11 protein-coding genes are annotated in these 21,646 nt (G+C 65.6%); 4 read left to right on the top strand and 7 right to left on the bottom strand.

The window, feature by feature from the left end:
- Positions 1-36: 36 nt before the first annotated feature.
- The 4 genes from VN461_04825 to VN461_04810 form a co-directional block, all read right to left on the bottom strand.
- Entirely contained in the window at positions 37-3,324 is a 3,288-nt protein-coding gene (locus VN461_04825; protein HXB54084.1) for a two-component regulator propeller domain-containing protein, read from the bottom strand.
- Positions 3,325-3,347: 23 nt separating this feature from the next.
- Positions 3,348-5,180 (bottom strand): EAL domain-containing protein, encoded by a 1,833-nt coding sequence (locus VN461_04820; GenBank protein ID HXB54083.1) that lies wholly within the window; start codon positions 5,178-5,180, stop codon positions 3,348-3,350.
- A gap of 69 nt (positions 5,181-5,249) precedes the next feature.
- Complete coding sequence (locus tag VN461_04815) at positions 5,250-6,968, bottom strand: S8 family peptidase (protein HXB54082.1); 1,719 nt, start codon at positions 6,966-6,968, stop codon at positions 5,250-5,252.
- 165 nt (positions 6,969-7,133) lie between these two features.
- Entirely contained in the window at positions 7,134-10,043 is a 2,910-nt protein-coding gene (locus tag VN461_04810; GenBank protein HXB54081.1) for a sigma 54-interacting transcriptional regulator, read from the bottom strand.
- 643 nt (positions 10,044-10,686) lie between these two features.
- Here VN461_04810 and VN461_04805 point away from each other — a divergent pair.
- A complete protein-coding gene (locus VN461_04805; protein ID HXB54080.1) occupies positions 10,687-11,619 on the top strand; it encodes a hypothetical protein in 933 nt (310 codons plus the stop codon).
- A 108-nt stretch (positions 11,620-11,727) separates the two neighbouring features.
- Here the strand turns inward: VN461_04805 and VN461_04800 are convergent, their stop codons facing one another.
- Positions 11,728-12,156 (bottom strand): PIN domain-containing protein, encoded by a 429-nt coding sequence (locus VN461_04800; GenBank protein HXB54079.1) that lies wholly within the window; start codon positions 12,154-12,156, stop codon positions 11,728-11,730.
- 117 nt (positions 12,157-12,273) lie between these two features.
- On the opposite strand from VN461_04800, the gene VN461_04795 reads away from it, so the two are divergent.
- The 3 genes from VN461_04795 (at position 12,274) to VN461_04785 (ending at position 19,447) form a co-directional block, all read left to right on the top strand.
- The gene (locus tag VN461_04795) at positions 12,274-16,764 is read left to right on the top strand and encodes a beta-ketoacyl synthase N-terminal-like domain-containing protein (protein HXB54078.1); all 4,491 of its coding nucleotides are present in this window, start codon (positions 12,274-12,276) and stop codon (positions 16,762-16,764) included.
- Positions 16,765-16,830: 66 nt separating this feature from the next.
- Positions 16,831-17,832 carry a methyltransferase gene (locus VN461_04790; protein ID HXB54077.1) on the top strand — a complete coding sequence of 334 codons (1,002 nt, stop codon included), beginning with the start codon at positions 16,831-16,833 and terminating at the stop codon, positions 17,830-17,832.
- Positions 17,833-18,226: 394 nt separating this feature from the next.
- Positions 18,227-19,447, top strand: coding sequence for a glycoside hydrolase family 30 beta sandwich domain-containing protein (locus VN461_04785; GenBank protein HXB54076.1), 1,221 nt, complete (start codon positions 18,227-18,229; stop codon positions 19,445-19,447).
- Positions 19,448-19,565: 118 nt separating this feature from the next.
- Here the strand turns inward: VN461_04785 and VN461_04780 are convergent, their stop codons facing one another.
- Positions 19,566-20,492, bottom strand: coding sequence for an AraC family transcriptional regulator (locus tag VN461_04780; GenBank protein HXB54075.1), 927 nt, complete (start codon positions 20,490-20,492; stop codon positions 19,566-19,568).
- A 72-nt stretch (positions 20,493-20,564) separates the two neighbouring features.
- Positions 20,565-21,500 carry a hypothetical protein gene (locus VN461_04775; GenBank protein HXB54074.1) on the bottom strand — a complete coding sequence of 312 codons (936 nt, stop codon included), beginning with the start codon at positions 21,498-21,500 and terminating at the stop codon, positions 20,565-20,567.
- Between the last annotated feature and the right edge of the window lie 146 nt (positions 21,501-21,646).

Genomic DNA, 21,646 nt, shown 5'->3' with positions numbered 1-21,646 from the left:
AGCGCGGGCCTTCGGTGAGCCTAGGGCGTGAGGAACCTAGCCGTTGGCCGTTTCCCGGGCCGGGGTCTCCCAGACGAGATTGCGGAGGCCGGTCAGGGAACTCGACACCCGCAGGGCTCCGTCCCGCACCAGCTGCTGGGTGCCGTGGCAAATCGAGCTGAAGAGGCTCTGGATGGGGAGAGCGGCGATGCCGGGGTGGAAGCCGACCCACGAGTTGCGACCACTGGCCTTGGCGACATATAGAGCCCGATCGGCCACGCTGATCACCTGCTCCCAACTGAGGGCGTCGAGCTGCTCCTTGAAGAACGGGTAGCAGGCGAAGCCGACCGAGCAGCTGGTCCTCACCACTCGGCCCTCTCCGACGTCGAAGGCGTGTTGCGCCAACCGATGACGGATCCGCTCCGCCAACTCGGCCAGACCGTCGCCGCTCAGCTCCCTGGCCACCAGCAAGAATTCGTCGCCTCCCCAGCGGACAATGATGTCCGAGCTGCGGCTGACGGACTCTAAGAGCTCCCTCATTTGTCGCAGGACCGCGTCACCCGCGGCGTGGCCAACGGAATCGTTGATCGTCTTGAAGTGATCGAGATCAATCATTAGGAAGGCGAGATCGAGCAGCTCCACCGGCGGTGTCTCCTCGCTTAGCCGGCGGTAGCGGCGGTGGAGGAGCGCCACTTCCTTCTCGAGGTACTCGGTGAGGAAGCGACGGTTGGCCAAGCCGGTGAGGGAGTCGGTGATGCTGGCCTGGGCGAGGTTGTGGTTCACTCGCTCCAGCTCAAGTTGCCGCTCGGATAGCTCGCGCGTTCTCTCCTCGACCCGGACCTCGAGCATGTGCGCGTATTCGGCCTCCCGGTCGAGCTTTCGTTGCTGAATGCGGACCAGTCCCAGCACGCTCCCGCCGAGCAAGAGGAAGTAGCCGGTGAACGCCCAGCGTGTCGCCCAGGGCGCCGCTGCCACGTCGATCCCTACCGCCAGTCCGTCCTCGTTCCATCGACCATCACGGTTCGCCGCGCGCAGGCGGAAGCTGTAATGGCCGGGATTGAGGTTGGTGTAGGTGACGCTCCGTCGCCCGTTGAGGGGGACCCAGTCGGGGTCGAAGCCCTCGAGTTTGTAGGCGAACCGGTTGCGGTGGGGCGCGCTGAAATCGAGGGCAGCGAACTCGAAGCCCACGACCTTGTCGCGGAACCCCAGGTTGAGGCGTCTGGTCTCATCGGCCGGACCCGCAACCGGCTTATGTCCCACACTCACCGAGGTCAGCACGACCGGTGGCGCCACGGCCGTACGGCGGAGCCGGTCGGGCCGGAAGACGTTGAATCCGTTGAGGCCGCCGAAGAAGAGCTCCCCGCTCGGGCTCTGGTGCCAAGCGCCGAAATTGAACTCCGTACTCTGAAGCCCATCGCTCACGTCGTAGTTGGTGACCTGGCCGCTGCGAGGATCGAAGCACGAGAGGCCGTTGTTCGTGCTGAGCCAGAGACGACCCTGTTGGTCGCTGCGCACGCCATAGACGACGTCGCTAGGGAGGCCGTTCCGGGTCGTGAAGGTCTGGAAGGACGTCCCTTCTGGGGGGAGGTGGCTGAGGCCGCCGTGCGTGCCGACCCAGAGGCCACCCGCCGCATCCACGAAGAGGGTGTGGACGGCGTCGGAAGCCAAGCTGCCGGAGTCCCCTGCCCGGTGCCCGAAGCGTTGGAAGCGGCCCGTCCGGGTGTCGAGCAGGTTCAGCCCCTTTTCCATGGTGCCTATCCACAGATGGCCGTCAGCCGACTCCGCGAGGCTTGAGACCCGGTCTCCGCTCAGACTCGCCGCGTTCCGGGCATCAAACCGGAAGTGAGTGAAACGCGCGCTCTCGGGTTCGAACTGCTCCAGACCCCCACCATAGGTCCCGAGCCACAACTTACCCTCGCGGTCCTCCAGGATGGAGGTCACGCCGTTGGCGCTGAGGCCCTCCGGTTGCTTGGGATCGCTCCGATAGCGCTTGAATTGGCCGCTAGCGGCATCGAACCGGTTGAGCCCGGCATCGAGAGTGCCGATCCAGAGATTGCCCAGGTGGTCGTGCCGCAAGACCATGACCTGGTCGCTGCCCAGGCTGCGCTCGTTCTTCGCGTCGTGACGATAGGGAGCCATCTCCCCCGTCGTGCGCTCCATGACGTACAGCCCGGCGTCGAAGGTTCCGATCCAAAGGCGGCCCGTCCGGTCTTCGGAGAAAGACGTGACGTGGCCACTGCCAAGTCCGGTCGGGTTCTCGGCATCGGGGGCCACGTGGCCGAACTGCCAGCTCAAGGGGTTCCACTTGTGCACCCCCCCTAGCCTGGTCCCCACCCACAGCACCCCGCCGCGGTCCTGGGCGAGGGCCAGCACGTGCTCATCGGCCAGGCTTGACGGGTTCGTGGGATCGTGACGGTAGTGAGCAAACGCCTGGCGGCTCGGCTCGAACAGGTCGAGGCCTTGGCCGGTGCCTACCCATAGGCGATGGTCCGCGTCCTGAAGGATCGCCCGCACCTGGTCGTGAGCGAGGCTCCCGAGGGTGTTCGGATCGTGCCGGAAGTGATCGAAGCGACGGGTGGCGGCATTCAGGCGATTGAGACCGCCGGTGGAGGTGCCTACCCAGAGCGCGCCCCGGTCGTCCTCCAAGATGGCCCGCACCTTGGGATCACTCAAGCTGGAGGGCTCAGCTGGGTTCTGGATGAAGTGCTCGAATCGCTTGCCGTCGTCGCCCAGGAGGTTGAGGCCGCCGTCGGTGCCCACCCAGAGCCGACTCTGGCCGTCGAGGTAGATGGCGTAGATCCGATCGTCGCTGAGGCTCCCTGAGTCGGCAGCATCGTGCGCGTAATGACGCAGCTCACCAGAAGTGACATCGAGTCGGAGCAGCCCCGTATCGCGGGTGCCGATCCAAAGCGCCTTTTTCTTTGGGTCAAAGCGCAGCGCCCGGATATGTCGCCCGGCCAGCTTCTCTTCCCGCACGACGCGATCGGTGGCCCTCTGCCACCGGGCCAGACCATCGCTCGTAGCCACCCATAGGTCACCGGAGGCGTCCTCTTCCACTCCCCACACGAAGCTGCTCGGCAGGGAAGCGGTGTCCGCCGGATCGTGCCTGTACACCTTGAAAGAGACGCCGTCGAAGCGGTTGAGGCCGTCCTCGGTAGCCAGCCAGATGTACCCGCGCTGATCCTGAACGATCCCCATGACCGTGGACTGCGAGAGCCCCTCCTCCAAAGAGAGGTGATCGAAGCGGATGGGTCGGAGGGAAGCGGCCGCGGCGGGCGCGGCCAACCACAGAGTGGTCAGGGCCAGGGATCCCAGGATTCGGACGCGAGGGTGAGCGGCTGTCATCTTTCCGTTCCTCTCAAGACGGGTCATGAAATGGGATCCGAAGCCAGTCCATTCCGCAGAAACCCGGCGAAGGCTTCCGCAGGGACGGCAGGTGAGAAGAGAAACCCCTGGTATTCGCTGCACCCGTGGCGGCGCAGGAAGTCCACCTGGCCCGCCTCCTCCACGCCCTCCGCTACCACCCGCAGGCCAAGCTGGCGGGCCATGGCGATAGTGGCGCTCGTGATGGCAGCGTCCTCGGGGGAGCTCGCAACTCCCCGTATCAGCGACTGGTCGATCTTAAGGACATCGATGGGGAACTGTTTGAGGTACACGACCGCGGAGTTTCCGGTGCCAAAGTCGTCGATGGCTAGCCGCACCCCAAGATCGCGGATGCTGTGCAACTGGCGCAGGATCTCTGGATCGCTTCGCAGTACCCCGCGCTCACTCAGCTCGAGCTCCAACAGGGAGGCGTCGATGCCGGTCTCGTCCAGGCACTCGCGCACGACCTGCGCAAGATCGCCGCGCATGAGCTGACAGAGCGAGACATTGACCGAGATCCGGCTTGGAGAGAGGCCCTGGTCGAGCCAGCTCCGGACCTGGTGGCAAGCTGTCCGGAGCGCCCAGGTGCCGATCGATACCATGAGGCCGGCCTCTTCGGCCAGGGGGACGAACTCTGCCGGTGGGACTTGGCCAAGCTCCGGGCATTCCCAGCGGAGGAGCGCTTCCGCCGCGCAGATGCGCGACGACGACCCCTCAACGAAGGGCTGATAATGCAGCCGAAGGTCACCGTGAGCCAGCGCACTGGGGAGCAGCCGGATGATAGCGCGGCTGCGCTCCGTCATGCGGTGAGCCGACTGTCGATAGAAGCGGATTGCACCGCCGCTCTCCCCGGCCTCCCGAACCGCCAGCTCGGCCTTCTGGAGCAGGCTCTCGGCGGTCAGCCCGTCGTTGGGGGCGACGGCTACACCAACGTTTGCGGACAGGAGGATCTCCTCTGCTCCTGCGACATAACGGCCAGAGAGGCGGTCGAGCAAGAGGCGGACGATGCCCTTGGCCTCCTGCCATCCCGGTAGCCCCGTGAGCAGGGCCGCGAAGAGTCCACCCCCCAAGCGAGCCGCCATCGACATCGACGGGCCGGCAGTGGAGCGCAACACCTCCTCGGAGCGGAGCCCGGCCACGAGACGCTGTGCGACCTGCTGCAGAACGGAATTGGCTCGAGCGCGCCCCAGCCGGGTGTTGACGATGACGAGATGCTCGATGTCGAAGAGCGCCACCGTCACCTGACTCTTCTCGGACGCGGCCCCGAGGGCGCCTTCGAGTGCGCGCTCAAAGCGCTCGCCGTCGGGCAGGCCGGTGAGGGCATCGAAGTGCTCACGCCACGACCTCTCGCGACGCTCTTCCTCATTGGCCTTCCGGAGGCGCTCTATCTCCGCCCGCGCTCCACCCAACTCGGAGGATGCCTGGGCGAGCCGGACGAGCTGTAGGGCTCGCAGGCAGGCCACGCGGCCGTGGAAGGGGCGCTCGAGGACATCGTTGGCGCCCGCCTCCAAGGCAGCCTCGACGTCTTGGCGGCCTGCGCAGTACGCGAGTACCGGCACGTCCGAGCGGTCGGGCCGCTGGCGCAAGGCCCGGCAGAGGCCCTGCGCGTTGATGTTGCGGAAGGTCATGTCCACGAGGACGATATCCGGGCGGAGCCGATCGAAGAGCTCGAGAGCGTGCGCGAAGTCGTCGGCGCTGACCACCTCAAAGCCCGAGCTGCTAAGCCAGCGGCCCGGGCCCTTGGGGCTTGAGCCTTCGAGGCCCGCGAGCAGGGCCAAGCGCCGCTGGGGGGAGCTCGCACGGCCCGCCAGCACGTTAATTGTGTCTAGTATTGCCATCGCGGGTTGTGTCACGTTGCGCCTCGAAACGACGGATGACCATCTCTCAGATATGATTCTGCGCGCTGCTTAGGGATCGTCGACCAACACGTCCAGGCTGTCCACGGGCATGTCAGCGGGGCCATCGGGCCAGATCACGGCCTCGCTCCACAGGATGCTCTCGGGCCAGATCGTGGCCGTGGGCACGACCGTCGGGAACATGGGGACGTACGGGGATACCGTAGTGTCCGGCGAGAGCACGCCGTAGGAAGAAACCAGGGGTTGGTTCCACTGGGTGGGGTCGGTCCAGAGGATCGCCGGCGACCAAAGCGTCATGAGGGAGAAAGAGCTGTTTGACCACAGCACGGCCGGGTTCTCGAACACCAGTTGGCCGGTTGCGGCGTCCGCGGACACGAGCGGGGAGGGAGCATCCGCGACCTGTCCGGTCGCGCGGAGAGCGCCCAGGATATCCAGGGCTCCGGCTCCGACCGTAAAGGGACTCCCCACCGCCGCCTTTGTGGCCGAGAGCATAAGCCGCGCCTTGACCGTCCCCGGATTCAGGCCTGGTTCCTGCTCAATCATGAGAGCGGCCGTCCCCGAGACCATCGGTGCCGCCATGCTCGTCCCGGAGAGCTCAAAGTACTGGAGGTCGTTGGGTTGGGCGGGATCGCCCGCCACCCGCCGGTCGGGGAACATTAGGTCGAGGTAGGAACCGGCCGCGCGAGCGGAGACGATCCTGTTCCCCGGGGCGAGGAGGTCAGGCTTGGCCACGAGATCGAGGCGTGTGGGCCCCCGGGAAGAGTAGGAGGCGACGGTGTCGTCCGCGGTATCCGGCGTGTGCTGGTCGTTGAGGGCGCCGACGGTGATGACCTTGCGGGAATTGCAGGGGCTACTGATCGTCCCGTCTCCGGAGCGTCCGTCATTTCCAGCCGAACACACGACGACGATGCCAGCGTCCCAGAGGCTATCCACCTCTTGAACGAGGGGATCGAGGGCGGCTGGTTCGTAGACGGGGTGCCCGAGCGACAGATTGACGACCCGGATGCCGAAGGCGCTCTTGTTGGCGAGGACCCACTGCAGGCCGGCGAGGACGTCGGAGGCCTTGCCGCCGCCGTTGCCATCGAGTACCCGAACCGAGACGAGACTCGCTTGGGGGGCGATGCCCGCGAGGCGATTCTGGTCTGAGTTGCTGCCCGTACCCACTAGGATCCCTGCGACGTGGGTGCCATGGCCATTTGGGTCGACGCTATTCGCGGGAGAGAAGCTCGGATCGTAGCTCCCAACGAAGTCAACAGCAGCAATCAAGGTCTGGATGCCGGGGTGCGGCGCAACTCCGGAATCGACCTCGGCGATCGTGACTCCCGCGCCTTTTAGGACGTTCTCGGCCACGCCCAGCGGGGGCGCATCCGCGGCCTGTCGAGCCACGTCCAGCTTGGACCTCACCGCCGCATCGCTGGCCACGAACTCGACCGCGGGGTGGCGCCCGAGCTCTTCAAGCTTCGCGGCGGGGATGCGCACCGCCATCCAGCGGGAGGAGGGACGAAAGTGGTGCCCGACCCTGCCCCCGAACCCCCTCACGAGCTCGTGCTCGGGGTTTCCCGGGGCTTGGCGAAAGCGCACGATCACGTCGACCGTGGAGGCCCCTTTTTCGTTTGCTTGCTCGGAAGCTTTGGCGCTGATCTTCTCCCGATTCCGGTGGGAGTACCCGTGGCCGTGGGCGGGAAGGGCATGGGTAGCCCCAACTGAGATGAGAAGGGCAACGACGCCGCCAACAAAGTATTGCCTACGACCTCGGGGTCTCTGGTTCATTGGTCCTTTCCTGGCGAGCGCTCAGGAAGCAAGAGCGGTGCCACGACCCTGAGCTCGGACCAGAGAGCAACATCCCGCAACCGGCTTATGAGTTAGGGGTTGGCGGTGATGAGGGGGATGGGTGGGGGAGGGGGGCAATGCGCCAGTATTTCGGCGCGCCGATTCTCAGAAATGGTGGGCGAGCTGTGTCATTCGGCGCAGCAGCGTCGGCTCGGTAACCCCGAGAAGGGCGGCTGCCGCTTGCAGATCGCCGGGTGCCGCGGACTTGGTCTCGACCAGCAGACAGGCCTCTGCCCACTGGCACGCGTCCGTCCCTGCCTGTCGGGCCTGGATGAAGTCTTCAAGCACGCTCAGCACTGCGGGCCAACATGCGGAGCGGACGGAGATTCCGGCTGCACGGTTTCTGGCCGCGCTCTGCAATTGGCGCCGGTAGGTCGTGTCGGGGAGTCCGAGGAGCTCAGCGCCGCGCCGAGAGATGCCGCCCGCGAGTCGGTCGGCGGTCAAAATCAAGTCCTCCGCCAGCCACTTTCCGATGGGAATGAGTCCGGCCTGCCCGAAACTGAGGGCCGCGGCAATCTCGTCCGCCAAGGCCTTCCGTAGCCGGGCCGCCGGTTCCAACCCGTCGCGCGAGGATTCCGGCCTGACCACAGCCTCTCCGAAGGAGGTCAGAGCAGGCGGGGCCGTCATCCGAGCCGGTCCGCGTTGGGGGGGGCCATGCGTGGAACGGAGACCTTCCAGATCGTCCTCATCGACCTCCGGAGCGTCGCAAAACAGCACCGAGGTGAGGATGAGATTCTCGAGTTCGCGCACGTTGCCCGGCCACGGGTGAGCTAGGAGGGCCCGCTCCGCCTTGCTAGTAAAGTGATGAGCCGGCCGCCGGTACAGGGCAGCGAACTGGTGCAGGAAGATGCCCGCTAGGTGCAGGATATCCTCTCGGCGCTCCCGCAGCGGCGGCACGTGCAACCACACAACGTTCAGACGGTGGAAAAGATCCTCGCGGAACTTGCCCTGTCTCACTTTCACCCGCAGGTCGGCGTTGGTCGCGGCAATGATCTGAACATCGACCGTGCGCGCCACCACGCTCCCGACGGGCGTGAACTGCTTTTCCTGCACGAACCGCAGGAGTTTGCTTTGCAGGTCGAGGGGGAGGTCCCCGATCTCGTCCAGGAACACCGTTGCCCCCTGGGCTTGCGCGAGCCGGCCCGGCTTCCGGGCATGGGCCCCCGTAAACGCCCCCTTCTCGTGCCCGAACAGCTCGCTGTCGATGAGAGTGGGGGAGATGGCGCTGCAGTCGATCACGACAAACGGCTTCTCGCTGCGTGAGCTGAGCTCGTGGAGCGTGTGGGCCAGCATCTCCTTCCCCGTGCCGCTCTCTCCCGTGATCAGCACCGTGGTGTCGGTGGACGCAACCTTCCGTGCCGTAGCCACGACCGACTCCATGGCTGGCGACCGATACGCGAGCCGAGAGCTGTGTATGACACGCTGAAGGTCCTTGACCTCGGTCTCCAAACGTTCCTTCTCCCGCTGCTGCCGCTGACGCTCCCGCTCGATGAGCCGCGCGCGATCGAGCGCCACCGCCATTTGTGAGGCCAGCGCATCAAGGAACCGCCGGTCTGAACCCTCGAAGGAGAGGTGCGCGGACGCCACCTCCAGTACGATGCCGCCGAGGCATCGGTCCCGGAGGGAAAGAGGAATCGCGCAGAGCAACAGTCCTTCCCCCTCAGCCCTGGTCTCAGAGACAAAACTGCGATCCTGGCAGGCCCGCTCGACGATGGCGAGATCGCGCTCGGTTACCTGGAACACCTGACCGCCTTCGCCTGCCTTCTCCATGCCGCTGAGCAGCTCGAGGGTGCCCCCCGCGGAGCGTTCGAGCACAGCCACCCGCCGAGCGTTGAGTGTCCCGAAGAGCCGCTCCGTGAAGCTTCTCGCCAGCTGGGCGCTGTCGGTCGAGGCCGCCACCGCAACCACCGAGTCAAGGAGGAGGCCCATGTTCCGGTAGTCTTTGGCCTTGTCGCCGGTGAAGATCCCCTGCAGCCGGTCTAGGCTCCCCGCGTGCTCAACGTCGGACCCCTTCTCCCAGATGCGGACGCTGCCGGCGTGGCCACGCTTGGCCGCGCTGAGCGCTTGATCTGCGCGTCGGAGTAGCTCCGGAGGAGGAATCTCCGGGTCGCCAACCGCCACTCCCACACTGAACTCCAAACGAAGGAGGCCGCCGTGGTATCGCTGATCGCCCAACCGATGCACCAGGCTCTCCGCCACCATCCGACCATCGGCAATCGGCATATCGTGCAGGATGACGGTGAAGATGGCGCCGCCGTACCTCGCGACATGGTCATGGCTACGAAGGCCTGCTCGAAGCGCGGTCGCGATCTCCCGCAGGACGATGTCACCGGAGCGACGATCCAGCCGCTCGTTGACCCAGCCGAAGTCGTCCGGCCCGAGGAGCAGGAGGATGCTCGGTAGGCCTGTCCTCTTGGCGTGAGTGAGTGCTGCCTCCAGCTGGGCCTGGAACTCGGGCCGTTCCGGAAGGCCTGTCACTTGATCGAGGAGCGTTCTGGAGAGCGTGCGGGAATGAGTCGCGAAGGCGGCGGCGATGCCCAGAAATTCCTTCCACCAACTCTCATCGCCGAGGTTGTCAGTGGCGGTGGGGAACCCTGGACGGCCAGGGCCGGGGTCCGTGGCGGCATCTGCCTCGAACCGCATCCCAATCAAGGCTGTCATCTCCTCGCGAGGTCTTTCATCACGCTTGCGTCGCTCCGGCCCTTGGACCTCTTCTTCAGGACGCAGCGTCACCCACCGCAGCGGGATCCGACAGAGGATGCCTCCGGCGAGTCGGCTGGTTAGACGAATCGTGCTTTCGTCGTGGCTGGCTGTCTCGGCGCCGATGCGGTTCTGGAACTCCTCGGCCCTCTTGGCGTCGGTCAGTTCGGGAAGGGGCTCGAGACGACCTTCGTGAATGAGGATCTCACTCTCGCCTCCCGACCCAGGAGGAACGTAGAGGGAGACCGACGCGGCTCCGCTGAGCCGCCCGACCAGGCGGATGTAAGACCGCAGAATTTCGCCAGCCTCGCTCAACTGTCCTCGGCGGCCAGCGGTCGGAGGAAACTCGTCGGCCTTGATGCATGGTGCTTGAGGGGCTAGTCGCGGTCAAGGGCGGAAGATCACATCGATGCGTTCTTGCTCTAACCTATATACGTAGAACGGCTAACGCATATACGTACATAGGTGTATCTGCGGTGAGGGGGAGGAGCAGTGCGTCATCCTAGGGCAAGAGCGCTGGCCCCCTCTCATCACCGCCGAAGAGGATCCACGCCACGCCGTCCATGTTCTGACACTCCATTCAGCCAGCTGGTCGAACTGGCACCCTCGACTCACGCATGGATCGACAGCAGCGCGGCCCGCGGGATTAAGCCCTGCAAGCCGGCCACACCGCCCGGGGGAGGCGTTCGTCAAGCGAACCAGCCCGCCGCCGGAAGCAGAGCATCTGCGACCGAAGCTCAAGCGGCGGACTTTTGCGTGACATGCTCTCTGGGGTATATGCCATGTCGCCGCCTGCGAACTCGCTACCGTTGACGCGCGACTCTATAGTGACGTCGCTTCTCGTCTAGACGACTGGATCACGAGGTCGGAGGGACGGGTCTAAGGGGACCAGGCTTACCTGGATGTCTCTGCTCGGGAGCACTGCTAAGCCGATGAAGGGAAGGAAGGAGCGTCAAACGTGAGCTTCACAACTCTCTCGCTCTTGTATCTCGCGCTATTGGGCTTGCCTCTCTGGCTCTCTTGGGACCCCTTGGCACCCTATTTCGCGGCAGTGTTTCTGTTGGCTCTGGGCGTGAGCATAGCGACTAAGAAGGCCCCGCCGCACGCGAACGCGTTGGATAAGATCATTCTTTGTGGTCCCGTGTTCATCGCCATGCCCATGGCCGTGTTTGGCATAGACCACTATCTAGATCCCATCGGAGTAGGCCGGATCATACCTGCCTGGATTCCGGCCCACGCGTTTTGGGTCTATCTCGTGGGAACGTGCCTCATTCTGGGGGGCTTGAGCATCGTGGTCCAGAAAAACGCGGGGCTGTCCGCCGGCCTGTTCGGAGTCATGCTTCTCTGCTTTGAGATACTGATGCATGTCCCCAGCGTAGTGGCCGCCCCTCTCAACCACCTTCGCTGGGCGCTGGCTCTTAGGGACCTGTCTTTCAGCTGTGGTGCTTTGGCATTTGCCGCGACGCACCCGCAGGACTGGTGGACAAGGGGCGCGCATCGGCTTATCTCTCCGGCCCGCATGGTTATTGGAATTGTCCTAACGTTCTTCGCCGCGGAGTACCTTCTTCACCCCGCATTTCTTCCGGGGGTCCCCGGTGGGGAGCTGACGCCCAATCTTGTTCCGGGCCATTCTGTGTGGGGCTACTTGACCGGTCTGGTCTACCTAGTTGCCGGTATCTGCCTGCTCATCAACAAGGCGGCACGCCTGGCGGCGACATGGAGCGGGTTGTTTGTTCTTTTGGCCGCGATCCTCTTCTGTGTGCCGTTCCTCGTCCAGCAGGGCTTTGACGTAGGCAGTGGACTGAATGTTCCGGTCGACAATCTCCTATTCAGCGGAGCGCTGTTATGCCTGGCTGGAAGCCAACGAGACACACCGGCGATGAGGACCTGATGGTTGACTCATGAACTCTCAAGAGCGCAAGGGCTTGAGTGCTTCGAAACCTCCTACGGCGTAGACACCTGACACGGCCGTTTTTCCCCTCGATCTGTGAGCCGTACCTTACGCGAACCGGAGGCAGGCAAACTTGGTCACCTTGGCGAAATCGGCGTCCCTAGTCAGCAGGCCGCCTCGACGGTTCGGCGCCTGGGCAGCGATGAGGGCATCCGGAGCAGAACGCACAACCGCCTTGGCCGGTGCTCCGTTGACGATGTCCGCTGCCTTCAGGTGATCGCCCTCGGTGGCCAGAACAATGGAAAAGCTTGCCCGCACCCCTGCCAGCACCCTCTCGTACTGCGAGCGCTCCGCGATTCCGCCCAGCAATTCCTGAAGGACGATTCCAGGGGCGGCCACCTGTTCGTCGCTCGGTAGCAACTCGTCTACCTTCCGCGCCAAGACCTGCTCCGCCTCGCCCTTTCGGCGGCGTCGCAGCCCTCCAACCCGGAGGGCTTCCGCGAGCAGCTGGTCGTCGATAGCCAGGTTGGTGGGCAATCGCTCTCCTCCAGATGGTCTACACAGGGGGCCGATTTGCGCAATGAGCGTCAGTGGTTAGCGGTGGTTGCGATTTGCGCAGCGGGCCGAAGGAGCTTAGCATCCACGTTAATATTTATGCTTGAAGGGCGAAGGGGATTCGCCGCCAGGAATGGCGGAGGGCGTACCTCTGCACCTGAGAGTTGGTCGACTCTCATTGAAGAGGCCGCCGAGCGCGACGGGACGGGGGGATTCGAGTTTATAGAGCCGGGCGAAGCGACCAGCCGATTAACCATGGCCGATTTGGATCGGCGGTCCAGGGCGGTGGCGGCTGTACTTCAGCAGGAGGTCCAGGCCGGTGATCGGGTCCTGCTCTTCCTCGCGCCGGGACCGGACTTCCTGGTTAGCCTGTATGGCTGCTTCTACGCGGGGGCAATCGCGGTTCCGACCTACCCCCCGGAACCCGACCGCCTGGCGCGCACTCTCCCCAGAACCCTGAGGACGCTCCACGACGCGGGTGCAGCCTGCGTGCTGACGACCCCGGAGGCCGGGCAGCACCTCGTCCCCCTTCTCCAGGGGAATCCGCTTACGCGTGAGATGCGGATGATCGACATCCGCGGGATCTCGGAGGCGGAGGCTCGGGCCTGGCGCCGTCCGGACTCCTCCCCCGACACTGCGCTCCTTCTGCAATACACCTCCGGCTCCGAAGGCGAGCCGAAAGGAGTCGTACTCACCAACCGGAACCTTTTCCACAACCTGGCCGGAATCGTCGCCCTGACGGGAATGAGGCGGGAAGACCGCATCGTCTCGTGGGTTCCTCCGTCTCACGATCTCGGCATGGTGATTGGACACCTGCTTCCCGCTTTCGTCGGGATGCCGGCGGTCCTGATGTCGCCTGAGGTATTCGTCCGACGCCCGATTCGCTGGCTGGAAGTCATCAGCCGCTATCGGGCGACTGTCAGCGCCGCTCCGAACTTCGCGTTCGACCTCTGCACCCGCAAGTGCGCCCCCGGGGACATCGAGTCTCTCGACCTCTCGACCTGGCGCCTCGTCATCGACGGCGGCGAGCCTGTGCGAGCCGCCACCATCAACCGCTTTTGTGAGGCCTTCGTGCGCGCAGGGTTCCGACGGGAGGCGTTCTGGCCGTCCTACGGCCTGGCGGAGGCGTGCGCGACCGTGTCCGGGGGACGGCCCGAGGAGGCCCCCGTCGTTCGTGGCGTGGATCCCCGGGAGCTGGAGAGAGGGCGCGTGGTGTACGTCGAAGCGCACCCGCCCCCCCGCTCGGTGGTGGGTTGTGGCCGAAGCCTTCCCGATCAGGAGATTCGCATCGTCGATCCCGACACCGTCGAACCCCTCGCCGAGCGGAGAGTTGGGGAGATCTGGGTGAGGGGCGCCTCGGTGGCCAGCGGCTATTGGAGGGGGGGAGAGGCAAGCGCCCGGACTTTCGGGGCTCGCCTGGGTGACACCGGGCCCTTCCTGCGAACCGGTGACCTTGGCTTCCTAGACGGGGAGGAGCTTTTCATCACCGGTCGGATCAAGGACCTCATCATTATTCGAGGACGGAACCACTATCCGCAGGACATCGAGAGCACGGTGGAGGCGGTCGATCCTTTGGCGCTCCGTGCCGGGTGCACAGCGGCATTTGCCCTCGAGGTGGACGAGGAAGAGCGCCTCGGGATCTGCTGCGAAGTGAATCTGGCCCGCGACGCGGAACACTTCCAGGCCGATTCGGGCCGTCTCTGCTCACGGATATACGAGGAGGTTGTCGCGACCCAAGGGATCGAGCCTTATGTCGTGGTGTTGCTGCCGCCGCGCGCGATCCCGAAGACCTCGAGCGGGAAGCTTCAACGGCGAGAAGCGAGTCGGCGCCATCGCGAGGGCTGGCGGGAGGCGCTCCGGGTCTGGCAGCCCTCGAGCTTAGCCGCCGCCGAAGGAGCGGTTCGCGCACCCGACCCGGCACCCCGTGAGGAATCGCAGGGGCGGGGGGGAACTTCGCTCCAAGAGGTCCTGGAGTTTGTTGTCGCCCGCGTGGCTGCGCACGCGGTCCGGCCCGAGGAGTCGATCGATGCTGATCGTCCCCTGGCCGCTTACGGGTTCGATTCCCTGCGCACCCTGCAGCTCATTGAGAGCCTCGAGACCTGGCTGGGACGGCCGGTGGGTCGGACCGTGCCCTGGGAGCGGCCGAGCCTGTTGGCCATCGCCGAGCATATCGCCGCGAGCCTCGTGCGTACCGAGCCAAGAGCGTCGGCGGGCGTCGACCCCGCCCCCCGGAGGGGGCCGAGGAAGTCTCCATCCGCGGGCGGGGGGGAGGACATCGCGATTGTGGGCATGGCCTGCCGGTTTCCCGGCGGCGAGAGCCTCTCCGCCTACTGGCGTCTCCTGCGCGGGGGCATCGATAGCGTCGCGGAGATCCCTTCGAGTCGTTGGGACACGGGGGCGCTATATGAAGCTTCCGCGCCGCGGCGGGGACGCATGAACACCCGCCGGGGAGGCGTCCTGGAGAAGATCGACAATTTCGATGCTTCCCTCTTCCACGTCTCGCCACGCGAGGCGCCTCATGTGGATCCTCAACAGCGGATCTTCCTCGAGCTCGCCTGGGCGGCCCTTGAAGACGCCGGTCAGGCGCCCGACGGCCTGGCCGGAACCGACACGGGAGTATTCGTAGGGGCGTATCAGAACGACTACCTGGAGCTGCAGGCCGGCGACCCGAACCAGATCGATGAGTTCTACGGCACCGGGATCTCTCTGAGCATCGTCGCGAACCGGGTTTCGTACTTCCTCGGCCTGCAGGGACCGAGCATGGTGATCGACACCGGTTGCTCGTCTTCGCTGACGGCGGTGCATCTGGCCTGCCAGGCCATACGGGCCGGCGACTGCTCGATCGCTCTCGCGGGCGGCATCAGCCTCATGCTCTCCCCCGGCCCGACCATCTATTTCTCTCAGGTCGGTGCGATGGCCGCCGACGGCCGATGCAAGGCCTTCTCGAACCGAGCCGACGGCTTCGTGCGGAGCGAAGGCGGAGGAGCCGTGGTGCTCAAGGCCCTGTCTCACGCCCTCGACGACCGGGACCACGTGTACGCCGTGCTCCGCGGATCGGCCATCAATCACGGCGGCCATTCGAACGGGCTGACCGCGCCGAACCCGGGCGCACAGGGTAGGGTTATCCGGAGCGCACTGGCCCAGGCTGGAGTTGCGCCCGCCAAGGTCACCTACCTGGAGGCTCATGGAACGGGCACTGCTCTGGGGGACCTCATCGAGTTCGAGGCGATCCGGGCCGAGCTTCTGACCGGGCGAGACCCAGCGCAGCCGCTCTGTCTCGGCTCCGTCAAGGGCAACATCGGGCATGTCGAGGCCGCGGCGGGCATCGCCGGGCTCATCAAAGTGGCCCTAATGATCGACCACCGGGAGCTCGTTCCCCACCTGCACGGCAACCCGCCCTTGCCCGAGCTCGCGCTCGTGCCATGCCGTTTGCTCGACTGCGCTGAGCCGTGGCGGTCCAAGGGCCCAAGGGTAGCCGCGGTGAGCTCCTTCGGACTCGGCGGGGCCAACGCCCATGTCGTCCTCCAGGAACCGGCTCGTGCATCCCGCCGGTCGGTGGGCGAGGAACGACCGCCGGTCCCGCTATTCCTCTCCGCGCGGACGCCCACGGCCTTGAGGGAGTCCGCCGCGGCCATGGCGGACTTCTCGGAGGCCCACGCGGATTACATGCTGGAGATCGCGAACACGGTCCTGTCGGGGCGGGCGCACCTGGCGCATCGTCTGGCCCTGTTGGGCGAGGACGGGGCGTCTCTGGTTCGGCAGCTCCGGGAGTTCGCGAGCGGCGCGTCCACCCCGCCCGGCTACGCGGTGCCCAGCCGGGCCATGATCGCCAAGGCAAGCCACCCAATCTTCGTGGTGCCGGGCGACTGTGCTTCCCAGCCCGGGGTCCAGGCTTGGTGGTTGTGGGACGCTCACCCTCCGGCGGTCGACGCCTTGCGACATCTGGCCGACTCACTGCCCGGTCCGCAGAGGGCGCAGCTCGAATCACTGACCGCCATCCGTCCGCAAGAATCCGGCGGTCCCAGCGGGGAGCGCCTGGCCTTCGTCATTGCCGTGTGCCTGTTCGAAGGCTGGACGGGGGTCGGCATCTCGCCTCTAAGGCTGCTCGCGTTTGGCTCCGGGCAAATTGCCGCCCGCTACTTGCTCGGAGAGTTGACCCTGGCCGAGGCATGGTCGCGACTGGAGCCGGGAGCAGGCGGGGTGTCGACGGACTGCCTGGCCTGGCAGCTGGAAGCCGGCCGTCCGCGAGAACCGCCGACGCGTGTCGACGAACCGGCGCTCCAGGAAATCCTGGAGGATCAAGTCGTCGTCGTGATGGCGGATTCGGCCATGGTGCCGGCGGCCGTGCTACGCGGCCGGCCCGGGACGTTGGTCTCGCTGGAGGGTGGATCGCGACTCCCCCTGGGCGAAGCGAGCCGGAGGCTATTTCTCGCGGGGGCTCGCGGGGATTGGAGCCGACTCCTGATCCCAACCGCGTCCGGCAAGCTGGGAGGCACGCCCACCTATCCCTTCGCACGGGAGAGCTACTGGACGCAATCGCCCCATGCCCTTGATCGCTACTATGGGCCCATCCTTCCCCCTTGCGACTGAGGCGGCAAGCGCTTCTGCGGCGTCCCGAGCGACCTCGATCCCAGGACTGATGCCGGAGGATCTCTGATGGGCTCGACCGACCCCGGCGACATGCTTTCCGTCCTCCAGATGGCAGCCGGCTACTGGTGGTCGCAGGCGATCCTAGTGGCCGCGCGGCTGGGGATTGCCGATTCTCTAGAGGCCGGCCATCGCGCCCCTCGGGAACTGGCCGAGGAACTGGACGTGGACGAGAGCTCCTTGTTCAGGCTGCTTCGCGCCCTGGCCAGCGTCGGCCTGTTTGCCCGGGACAGTCTCGGTCGCTTCGGGCTGACCGATCGAGGACGGCTCCTCCTCGAACACCATCCGCGCTCGTTAAAGGCGCTCGTTCTGTCGCTGGAGTTGCCCTATCGTGCTTGGGGCTCGCTCGAAAAGAGCATTCGTAATGGTCGGCCCGCGTTCGACGAGGTTTACGGCTGCTCCTACTTCGAATATCTCGACGCCCATCGGGAGGACTCGGACGTTTTCGCCGCGGCGATGACCTGCCAAGCACGGCTGACCAGCGAGACGGTGGCCGAAGCCTACGACTTCTCCCGGTTTGATCGCATCGTCGATGTGGGGGGCAGCGGCGGGGCCCTGCTCTCCGCCATCCTCGACCGCCATCCCGGCGTCCGGGGATGGGTGTTCGACCGCCCGGCGGTGGTGGAGCGTCAAGCTCGCCGGGAGAGCCGGGTGGAGTGGGTGGCGGGAGACTTCTTCAACTCCGACCTGCCCGTGGCCGACGCCTATTTGCTCTCTCTGGTGCTCCACGATTGGAGCGATGAGGCTTGCCACAGGATTCTCAAGGCGGTCGCCCGGTCCATGCGCGGGGATGCCCGGCTGCTCGTGGTCGAGTCGATCCTCCCCCCAGACGACTACCCCTTCTTCGCCAAGGTCCTCGACCTCCATATGCTCGCCTGCTTTGGAGGCGCAGAGCGAACGGAGTTCCAGTACCGAGCGCTCCTGGAGGGGGCGGGACTGTCCGTGATCCGTGTCCATCCGGCGTTCGGCCCCAGCAGCCAGCTCTCAATCATCGAGGCGACAAACTGCTAGGACCTTTCTCGCGGCCTTGAGCCACGCGCACGTGTCGCGCCATGGTCAGCCGATCGCAGAGAGCGGAACATGGAAGCTCGAGCGGCCCCGTCACCCTTTGCCCGAAGCATGAACTTTCGCGAAGCGGCTGTTTACCCCGGTTTGATGAGGATTGGCCGCGGCTACGCCCAAAAGGAGTGCCCTTATGACGATCCGGACCCGCCGAAGCTTTCTGATCACGGCCGCTGCCGGACTGGCCGCTACGCGGGCGAATCTGGCCGTAGCCGCCCCAGGTGAGGATCGACCGCCGATGAATAGTGACGTCGACGTTCGAGTGACTTCGCGCGACAACAGATACGCAGCTGCGCCGCCGCTCCGGTGGCGACAGGCGTCTGCAAGGCCGGCGGCCGATGCCTTGATCTTGGAGCCGGCCCAGGCCGCCCAACCGATCCTCGGTTTCGGCGCTGCGTTCACGGACGCCGCTTGCTACGTGATCGGCGAGATGCCGGAGGCGGCGCGCGATGCGCTCCTTCAGGAGCTCTTCGATCCCAAGCAGATGGGGTTGAGCGTTTGCAGGACATGCATCGGATCGAGCGACTATGCGCGCAAGGTCTACAGTTACGACGAGGGCGAGCCCGATCCGCAGCTCAAGCGCTTTTCGATCGACGGCGACCGGGAGTTTGTCCTTCCGATCATCCGCCGAGCGCGCGCTATCAACCCCGACCTCTTCCTCTTGGCCACGCCCTGGAGCCCGCCCAACTGGATGAAGGACAACGACTCGATGCTTGGAGGAACTATCCGCAGGCGCTACCTGGACGCCTACGCCGACTACTTCGTTAAGTTTCTGCAAGCCTACCGAGACGAGGGTGTCTTCGTGAACGCGGTGTCGGCCCAGAACGAAGTCGATACCGACCAGGACAGCAGCATGCCGGCGTGCCTCTTTCCACAAGAGATCGAGGTGCGGTTTGTAGCGAAGAGCCTGGGACCCGCGCTCGAGCGCGCCGGAATCGAGAGCAAGATCTGGCTGATTGACCACAACTACAACCTCTGGGGCCGCGCTATCGCGGAGCTGGACGATCCAACTGTTCGGAGGTACAGCAACGCGGTGGCGTGGCACGGATATCTGGGCCAGCCGGAGTGGATGCAAAAAGTGCTCAGCGCCCATCCCGACGCCGAGATGTACTGGACCGAAGGCGGCCCCGACTACACGGAGCCCGCCTATCCAACCGACTGGGTCAAGTGGGGTCGGACATTCGCGGGCATCCTGCGCAACGGCGCACGGTGCATCATGGGTTGGAACATCGCCCTGGACGAGGCCGGCAAGCCTAAAGTCGGCCCATTCGATTGCGGCGGGCTCGTGACCGTCCATTCAAAGACGAAAGCGGTGACGCGCAGCGGACAGTATTGGGCCTTTGCCCACTACTCCCGTGCCATGGCGCGCGGCGCAGTCGTGGTCATCTCACAAGGGGGCCCCGAGCCCGTCGCGCATGTCGCCGCGCGAAACCCCGACGGAACCTATGCCCTGGTACTGACGAACGCCGGCGCGGCCCGCCAGCGCGTCGAGTTGCGGCTCGGCCCGCGAGCGACCGAGGTATCCCTGCCGGGGGATTCGGTGACGACGCTCAAGTGGAACTGAGGATGAGATTGGCTCTCAAGCGTCCTGCCCCGCCGTGAACGCGGGAGGAGCTTCCCCCCTGGACGGACGGTTAGTAAGAGGCCGGGACGCGTCGAGGTCCCGGGGACCCGGCGAAGCCTCAGGCAAGCTGCTGGGTCAGGTGGCGCAATTGCTCGGGGGTCAGACAATCGCGCGCGGCACTGGGCGGGACACCAAAATGGCGGCGGAAGGCGGAAGTGAAGTGGCTGTGGCTGCTGAAGCCGAGGTCCAGGGCGAGCCCCGTCAGACTCCCGTGCGCCTCGTCGAGACGAGACAGGGCCTCCTGGAGACGGAGGCGGACGAGGTAGCGATGGATCGAGAACCCGGTCTGCTCGCGGAACAAGCGGCACAAGTGAAACGGCGAGGTCTCGAGCTGGGCGGCGAGCCGGTCAAGGGTGAGCGACTGTCGGTAAGAATCGGCGATCAGCTGGCGGGCTGCCTCGACGAGATCCCGCTGGCGGCGCTGCGCGGCCGCGCCTACCGTCGGCCTCCGCTGGCGCGGGATGCTGCCCAGCACTTCGTCAGCCAGGGCCAGCGTGGACTCTTGGATCACGAGAGCATCCAACGGCTGAGCCCCCGCGAGGCCGCGGAACAGCCACCGCTGCAAGAGCGCGGCCCGCGCCGACACCCGGGTCCGGTTCGCGAGAAACGGACGCTGGGGCCGAGCGGCGACGGCCGGCTCATGGGTGGATGAGAGCTCGCGGAGCAGATCCGGGCGCAGCACGATCGCGCATCCCTCATCGCAGCCGCCGATGGGATGCCGCGTCGTGTAAGGGGCACCAGCGTTCAGCAAAAGCACTTGGTTGGGATCCACGAAGACACGCTGTCCGAACTGCTCGAGTTCGAACGCGCCGGAATGAGGGAAGACGATCACGTGCCAGGGCTGGGCCTGCTCCCGACCGACCCCGTCGTGCACCCGACATCGATAGCGGGAGATGGCGAGCGATGGGCTGACGAAGAGCCACTCGATGGCTACGTTGCTGAGCGAGGCGATTGACCCGTTGCCAGCGTGCACCAACGGGCTCATGCCGCCACGAGAGCTCCCGCTTACCGCCATCTATCTCTCGGGCAGCTTAACACGCCAATCGGCACCCGGCGGCTAGCGCGCGGACGGCGGCGCGGCGCGGGGTCCGCGGCGTGTGTAGACCAGGTCGTAGTTGGTGGTCCACGTCTTACCGGCATCGCTCGAGCTCTCGGAGAACTGACGGACCCGGTCGGGCCCCAGCCGGAAGAACGTGAGGCGTGTTGGAAGCTTGGGCTGGCCGACGGACTTGGGGGCGGAGCCAAGGAATACCATGTTGCCGTCCTTGTCGATCTGGCCGACGTACTCATGTAGTTGCCCGGTTGCATCCACCCAGGTCTGGTGCCATTTTGTGTCGGAGGCGTCGAAGATATTGAAGCTTTGGCCGCGGTACTGCCCCGACCAGTCCTCAAGAACAACACAGCCCTCGAGGACCTTTCGCACGACGTTGCTGGCCGCGGGCGAGCTGACCGAAGCGCCCTCGGGTCGAACATCCCACTCGCCCAGCCAGAAGTCGAATTGGGAATAGCCCGGGTGATAGAGGCACGGGTGCGCGTTGCGGTCGGCGGTCTCGAGCATAGCCGCGAAACGCGCCTGGCCATGGAGGGGAATGAGGTCCGGCTCAGACTCGAGCAGCGAGACCTGGGAGAAGCCGTCTCGGCCGGCGAGCTCGAGCTGCCTCCATGCCTCCTCGTTCTGACCGAGTCGTGTACGAGCACAGGCCAGGCGGAAGGCGACCTGTGCCGCGGGCCAGCCGAGCGTTTCGGCGTGTTCCAGGCTGGGGAGTGCATCCTTGGCCTTGCCCAGGCGTAGGAGCGCGAGCCCGAGCCTGAAATGCGCCTGGGCGTCGTCGGGATGGCTGCGGACCCGGAGGGCGTAGGCGCGCTCGGCGGCTGGCCAGTCCTGTCGCCAGAAGAGGGCATCGGGATCTTCGTCGCTGCAACACGGCCGGGCCGGGGCGCTAACCAGAACGACTAGAGACAAGAAGCTAAGTACTGGGCCTCGTCCATCCATTACCACCTCCCGTCAGTGCTCCCTTCAGGCTAGGCTGACGGTGGTTAGCCCGCTATCAGGATCTTGCGCTTTGTCCTGAGTCCAGGGCGCGGGTGGCGGACCAAGGCCCCACCCACTTGTGGCCGGAGATGCGTACGAAGTAAAGA

The sequence above is a fragment of the Vicinamibacteria bacterium genome (genome assembly GCA_035570235.1).
Lineage (GTDB): Bacteria > Acidobacteriota > Vicinamibacteria > Fen-336 > Fen-336 > DATMML01.
The sequence above is the reverse complement of the archived record's forward strand: the minus strand, read 5'-3'. Positions and strand labels throughout refer to the sequence as shown.